2 protein-coding genes and 1 pseudogene are annotated in these 2,264 nt (G+C 76.6%); 1 reads left to right on the top strand and 2 read right to left on the bottom strand.

Going from position 1 to position 2,264, the window contains the following annotated elements:
- A pseudogene (locus GTW08_RS00605) lies at positions 1 to 503 on the top strand (lipase); the annotation flags it as partial.
- 22 nt (positions 504 to 525) lie between these two features.
- Here the strand turns inward: GTW08_RS00605 and GTW08_RS00600 are convergent.
- Complete coding sequence (locus tag GTW08_RS00600; protein WP_062401494.1) at positions 526 to 1,383, bottom strand: ABC transporter permease; 858 nt, start codon at positions 1,381 to 1,383, stop codon at positions 526 to 528.
- Positions 1,380 to 2,264: ABC transporter ATP-binding protein (locus GTW08_RS00595; RefSeq protein ID WP_202416207.1), on the bottom strand; the 885-nt coding region annotated here is incomplete at its 5' end. The genes GTW08_RS00595 and GTW08_RS00600, both read right to left, overlap by 4 nt.

Below are 2,264 nucleotides of genomic sequence, written 5' to 3'. Positions count from 1 at the left end.
ACCGCGCGGTCACCGTCGCCACCGACGCCGGGGCGCCGTCGGTCGACGTCGTCGGCTATTCCGCGGGCGGCGTCGTCGCGGGGCTGTGGGCGATCCGCGACGACGGCCCGGCCCGGGCCCGGCGGATCGTGTCGATCGGCTCCCCGCTGGCCGGGACGACGGTGGCCGGCTCCGCCGCGGCCGTGTCCCCGGAGGCGTGCCCGCAGGCGTGCCGTCAGCTCGCCCCGGGGTCGGCACTGCTGGGGGAGCTCGCCGGGGCCGGGACGGCGGTGCCCTGGCTGTCGGTGTGGACCGACCGTGACCAGGTCGTCACCCCGCCGACCTCGGCCCGCCTCGACGGTGCGGTCAACGTGGAGCTGCAGCAGCTGTGCCCGGGCTCGACCGTGGGCCACGGCGGCCTGCCCGCCGACGACGCCGTGATCGGCCTGGTCGTCCGTGCCCTGTCCACCGCACCGATCGAGCAGGCCCCGGCCGCCTGCGGCACCCTGCGCGCCGCGGGCTGAGGCGGCCCGGCGCGGCGGGCACTCAGCTCGCGATGTCCTTGGTCGCCAGGTTCGCCCACGCCGCCCCGACGGCGACGGCGACCCAGCCCGCCTGCACCCACGCCCCGGTGCGGGCGGCGTCGTAGAGGACCGGGTCGCGGTAGAGGTCGATCCAGGCCAGCCAGTGCGCCGTCGGCAGGAAGTCGACGAAGGCGGCCGAGGCGTCGAGGGCCTGCAGCGACGCACTGGTCACCACGACCGCGAGCACCGCCAGCGCCGCCGCCAGCGGTGAGTCGGTCAGGGTGGAGAAGAAGATCCCCAGCGCGCCCAGGGTGAGCATGCACAGCGCCAGGTAGGCCACGGTCAGCCCGGTCCGGGTCGCCAGGTCCACCGGTTCGATCACCGTCCCGGACAGCGACGCGACCGAGCCGGGCCCGGCGTCGACCGGGGGCAGGGTGAGACCACCGGTGGCGGTGGTGGTGCCGGTGCCGAACACCGCGATCCCCACCGCGTAGGACGTCAGCACCACCAGCGTCACCGCGGTGACCACGAAGAACGCCACCGACACCAGTTTCGCCACCAGCAGCCGCAGCCGTCCGACCGGCCGGATCAGCAGGTAGCGCAGGGTCCCCGCGGCGGCCTCCCCGGCGACGGTGTCCCCGGCGACCACCGCCACGGTGATCGGCAGCAGGATCGGCAGCACCAGGGCCAGCGCGAACGCCGGGAAGATCTGCCCGTTCGTCGCGACCGCGGACAGGAACGCGGGCCCCTGACCGGGCGGCGGGAGGATCCCGGTGGCCGACACGACCACCGCGACGAGCGCCGGCAGCGCGCACAGCAGCAGCCAGCACAGCCACACCCGGGTGCGGCGCAGCAGCAGCGCCAGCTCGACGAGGATCACCGCGCCACCGCCCGCCCGGCCGTCGACACCCGGTCCGAGCCGTCACCGGTGCGTTCCAGCACCACCTGTTCCAGGGTGCGGCGCTCCGGTTCCAGCGACGCCACCGGCACCCCGGCCCGCACCAGGTGCGCGTTGAGGTCGGCGGGGTCGACGGCGCGGACCACGAGCCGGTCGCCGTCGGCGGACTCCAGCGCCCGGCCGAGCGCCCGCGCCGCGGCCGCCGGGGCCGGGGTGCGGACGACGACCCGGCCGGTCGGTGCCCGCAGCTCGTCGAGGTCCTGGGTGAGCACGAGGTGCCCGGCGTCCATCACCCCGACCCGGGTGCACAGCGTCTCCACCTCGGTGAGCAGGTGGCTGGACAGCACCACGGTCGTGCCCCGTTCGTTCAGCGCGGTCAGCAGGGTGCGCATCTCGCCGATGCCCCGCGGATCCAGGCCGTTGGTCGGTTCGTCGAGCAGCAGCAGCGCCGGGGCGCGCAGCAGCGCCGAGGCGATGCCCAGGCGCTGGCGCATCCCCAGCGAGTAGGCCCGCACCGGGCGGCGGTCGACCCCGCCCAGGCCGACCTGCTCCAGGGCCTCCTGCACGCGTCGTCGCCGGTCGGCGGGCCGGTGCAGCGGGCCGCCCACCGAGCCCGCCGCGTCGAGCAGGGCCAGGTTCGCCCGGCCCGACAGCCCCGGCCAGGCGGCGGGGGACTCGACCAGCGCACCGACCCGCGGCAGCACCGTGCGGGCGGCCCGCGGCATCGGCGAGCCCAGCACCTCGATCGACCCCGAGGTGGCGTGCACCAGCCCGAGCAGCATCCGCACCAGCGTCGTCTTGCCGGAGCCGTTCGGGCCCAGCAGCCCGAACCGGGAGCCGGCGGGCACCGCCAGGTCGACGCC

Source organism: Pseudonocardia sp. SID8383, from assembly GCF_009864975.1.
Classification (GTDB): Bacteria; Actinomycetota; Actinomycetes; order Mycobacteriales; family Pseudonocardiaceae; genus Pseudonocardia; species Pseudonocardia alni.
This window is presented reverse-complemented; position numbering and strand designations above follow the sequence as displayed.